This is a genomic window from Pseudanabaena sp. 'Roaring Creek' (assembly GCF_001402795.1).
GTDB lineage: Bacteria > Cyanobacteriota > Cyanobacteriia > Pseudanabaenales > Pseudanabaenaceae > Pseudanabaena.
Window position 1 is genome coordinate 1 of sequence record NZ_LIRE01000031.1, and the last position, 4,194, is coordinate 4,194.

The window sequence follows — 4,194 nt, forward strand, 5'->3', positions numbered from 1 at the left end:
GCGCCGCAACACTCTTCTGGGTTTTGTTTTTGTCCTAACATAACTGGCTACTGCTATAACTAAGCATTAGACAACTTAAAGAGGGGTAGGTGCTGAAATGGTCATTCTATAGAGACAAAAAATACGAAAATACGTTGATCGCATGTTAGCTGTTCATTACCTCAATTTAGGCAAGTAGCTTAGCAAAGCCAACTGATAATCATTGAAAAAAGCAATAAAGGCAGATCGTCAAAGGATATAGAATAAACCTAGTTAAAATCAGGGAGTAACATAACAAATATGCAACCAATCATTTTTCCAGGTTCGGCAGTACGCGTTGTGAATGAGGGCGATACCTACTATGGATTTCAGGGACAGGTACAACGGGTCACCGATGATCGCGTTGCGGTAATTTTTGGCGGTGGTAACTGGGAAAAGATTGTATCATTTCGTGCTAATGAGTTAGAACTAATCGATACTACTGTTAGTTCTAAAGCGAAAAAGAAATAATTGTGGCAAATTTACCGACTCCAGATAAGTCAATAGGTAAATCTTCGGGCAAGCCGTCTGGTAATTTCAACCAAGCGGGAAATTCGGTATTATCACTTATTTTTCGGAGTGTCGCGATTGGTGCGAGTGCGATCGCGGGGACTAGCATAGGTCTTGCGATCGCCTTTATCCGCCCAGACTGGGTTTGGCAACCTTCACTCAATTTTTTAAATTACAAAAAGCAACAGTTTACCCTATCCGCCGATGCCCTATTTGAGCCCAATAAGGCAAGCATTCGACCCGAAAGCTTTCGGTTACTAGATGAAGTTGCCGCCCAATTGCCTTTGACCTCTGGCAAAAAGGTACGCATTAATGGTCATATGGATGGGAGTGGTACAGTAGATGAGTTAACTCTCTCCTATTTACGCGCATCAGCGGTTAAAGAATATTTAGCGAGACTACGCGGCGAGCAAACTTATTATTGGATGGCGATCGGTTATGGCACTAGTCGTCCTTTATCTGGCAGCGCTGGTGACAATAATGGCAAGAGTAACCGCCGCATCGAGATTTTTGTAGATGACTAGATATGCAGATCACTTTTCTCGGTACTAGTTCGGGTGTACCCACGCGCGGACGCAATGTCTCTAGTGTAGCCGTGCGTTTACCTCAACGTGCTGAAGTTTGGCTGCTGGATTGTGGCGAGGCAACTCAGCACCAATTACTACGAAGTGATGTCAAAATCAGTCAAATCTCCAAGATTTTTGTCACCCATATGCATGGAGATCATATTTTTGGTTTGCCAGGGCTGCTGGCAAGTTGCGGTATGGCAGGGAATGTCAGCCATATCGATATCTATGGACCGACAGGTTTGGGCGAATATCTCGATGCATGTTTGCGCTATAGCGAGACACGCCTTTCCTATTCGATCAAGGTGCATCGAGTCAAGGCAGGCATCGTATGTGAAGATGCGGAGTTTTATATGGTGGCAGCTCCGCTCAAACATAAGGTGACGGCGCACGGCTATCGCTTGGTGGAACGCGATCGCGCTGGTAAGTTTGATGTCGATAAAGCGATCGCCATGAATATCCCCCCAGGTCCCATCTTTGGCGAACTAAAACAAGGCAAGATCGTTACCCTGCCCGATGGACGTAAGATCGATGGCAAACAGTTTTGTGGCGCTCCCCAGATTGGACGCAAGATTGCCTACTGTACCGATACAATTTTTTGCGATAGTTCCGTAGAACTAGCCCAGAATGCCGATGTACTGATTCATGAATCTACCTTTGCCCATCAAGATGCTGATATGGCTTTTCAGCGCTTGCATTCTACCAGCACAATGGCGGCTCAGGTGGCGCAACTGGCGAATGTGAAGCAATTAATCATGACCCATTTCAGTCCACGTTATTCCCCAGGCAATCCAATTCTATTGGAAGATTTAGTGAATGAGGCAAGAAGTATCTTTGCAAATACCATCCCTGCCCATGATTTTATGACCTACGAGATTGCCCCAACTAATGTATAGCTAGGACACGCGAAATATGAGTGGCGGCGCAAAGCGCCGCCACTCATATTTCGGGTTTGTGTCCTACTCCCTTTCCATTGACTTTAGCGTGGAATTTAACCATATAAATTACCGAAAGGGAATAATTTCTGCAATCAGTCCTGATTGGTTTAATCTTTGTACCAACTGGTCAGCCGCAGGGCGATCGCTATAGGCTCCCACCTGAAGTACAGTTCTCCCACTACGGGACATACGGAAAGCGTCGGGAACGATCGTCTTGACCTTCTGAACGATGACGGTAGAAGTTACGGGAACAATCACGCGATATTGGAATGGCTTACCTGTTGTGGGATCGAGCGTTGCTGGCGGGATAGTTGCGACCTGCGTGGGAAATCTTGGCGTTCCCGCATTGGACTGATTGCCATAATCGCGCTCGATAATAATAGTTGTGGGAGAATTATTATCATTACTTGGTTTAGTGGAAATCACGGGACTTGGCAAAGATTGGCTTGAGGGATTGGGAATAAATACAGTATTGGGACTAGGACTGGTTTGAAGAGGAATAGCACCACCATTGCTATTACTGCCATTATTTATAGATGTAGAAGGAATTGATGGCAAAGGTGCAGGTGGAATCGAAGCGATGGGATTGGCGATCGCATTGGTAATTGGTGAATTCGCAGCACGAAGATCGAGTGCGCCTCGAACGCGAGCTTGATTAATTTGATTGCCTGCCGCCACTAGAGGAATTGTCGTAGCATTATTAATGTCAAATTCGCCGTTGTTGCGGAAGATATTATTCCCTTGCGAAATCGTTGTCCCGACATCGGGGCGAGGCGCACCATTAGAGCCATTGAGAACGACAAGTCCGTTGCGCTGATTATCGGCGATCGCGTTACCGCGAAGCGTTGGTTGAGCTGTGTTAGAAATTACAATACCATCAACATTTCGCGAAATATTGTTATTAGTTAAAAAGACCTGCGATTGCTGTCCGATGGATAGTCCAAAGCCCGTATTCTCAAATCTATTATCGCGAATCTCTCCCGTACTGGTTCCCAATGCCGAGATGCCGCTACCCGTATTCCCCGTAAATAGATTATTGCTGATATAAGCATTAGAACTTCCCGTTAGGAAGATCCCATCATGGGTATTGCGAATAAAACTGTTATTAGCAATGACGACATTGCGACTAGACTCTAGCCATAGTCCATAACCGCGCGGATTGCTATTGGTAACCGTAACGCCCTCAATGCGAGAGTCATTTGCCGCGACGATCGCAATATTTTGACTGGCAAAGGTAGAACTAACAAAGCGCCCACCGCCACTAATGACAACCGTTCCATTTGCACTGGGATTACCGCGCAAGATCGCTCCTTGAGGAAGGCGAATCGGAAAACTTTCACCCGTAGCTTCGCTATACTTACCATCGCTTAATTGAAAGATTGTCCCTGCTTCGGGATTGGCTGCGATCGCCGCTGTAACCGTCCGAAATGCTTGATTTTGAGAACCCGCTCCCACCGTATCAGCACCTTGGGGCGAGACAAAAACTATTTTTTGTTGGGCAGTCTGCGCCCAAGCCACAGCAGGAGTGGTAAGGGACAATACAAAAACTAGATTGACTATATTAATAAGACTAGGACAGGGAAACTTATTCATATCGAGACACCAAAAAGATATCTGGCAAACATGTCTAACTAGACTAGCAGCAAGTTGCTTTTGTTTCACGAGTATGCGCCACAAACAGGAAGTTATGGGGCGATCGCCAGATTTCACCAGTCACGCCATTCGCTAGCTGGACCCTCGCCATTTCCATATTTCGTCGGATCGATGCCTGCGGCAATGGCGATCGTATTGCAAATCTCGCACAGGTCTTCCCGCTCTCCCGTTTCGATCAATCCATCGTTATCATTAAGGTCATTGAGAGTTTCCACGGTTGACTGAAAGGCCTCTAGTTTTGCTTCAGTCGAAGCTTGCTCGCCCAAAGCTACAAGACGATCGATTAGGGTGTCAAAGGCGGCAATGTAAGGTCTACAGGATAGTTCGTTATAATCCTCAATGGTATTTGCGATCCATCGAGCAAAAGGATATCGTTTCTTAGTTGCGAACAGGCGATCGGTATATTCACTCATAATATTCACTCATAATATTCACTCATAATTAGCTGGTCATACTCCCTTCCCGCTATAAAATTAGACATTAAAAACCAAGAATTAGCGTTGCGGCGC

General features: G+C 45.9%; 5 protein-coding genes. 3 read left to right on the plus strand and 2 right to left on the minus strand.

The window, feature by feature from the left end; all coding sequences use genetic code 11:
* The first annotated feature begins 288 nt into the window (after window positions 1-288).
* From AC805_RS00890 to AC805_RS00900, 3 genes are read left to right on the plus strand one after another with little or no spacing between them, the layout of a single operon-like run.
* The gene (locus tag AC805_RS00890; RefSeq protein ID WP_055073669.1) at window positions 289-489 is read left to right on the plus strand and encodes an NAD(P)H dehydrogenase subunit NdhS; all 201 of its coding nucleotides are present in this window, start codon (window positions 289-291) and stop codon (window positions 487-489) included.
* A gap of 2 nt (window positions 490-491) precedes the next feature.
* Window positions 492-1,052 carry an OmpA family protein gene (locus tag AC805_RS00895; RefSeq protein WP_055073665.1) on the plus strand — a complete coding sequence of 187 codons (561 nt, stop codon included), beginning with the start codon at window positions 492-494 and terminating at the stop codon, window positions 1,050-1,052.
* Between the two features lie 2 nt (window positions 1,053-1,054).
* The gene (locus tag AC805_RS00900) at window positions 1,055-1,990 is read left to right on the plus strand and encodes a ribonuclease Z (RefSeq protein ID WP_055073666.1); all 936 of its coding nucleotides are present in this window, start codon (window positions 1,055-1,057) and stop codon (window positions 1,988-1,990) included.
* 108 nt (window positions 1,991-2,098) lie between these two features.
* On the opposite strand, the gene AC805_RS00905 is transcribed toward AC805_RS00900, so the two are convergent.
* A complete protein-coding gene (locus AC805_RS00905) occupies window positions 2,099-3,625 on the minus strand; it encodes a DUF1565 domain-containing protein (protein ID WP_055073667.1) in 1,527 nt (508 codons plus the stop codon).
* A 113-nt stretch (window positions 3,626-3,738) separates the two neighbouring features.
* Window positions 3,739-4,098, minus strand: a complete 360-nt coding sequence (locus tag AC805_RS00910) for a hypothetical protein (RefSeq protein WP_055073668.1) — start codon at window positions 4,096-4,098, stop codon at window positions 3,739-3,741.
* Window positions 4,099-4,194 lie beyond the last annotated feature (96 nt).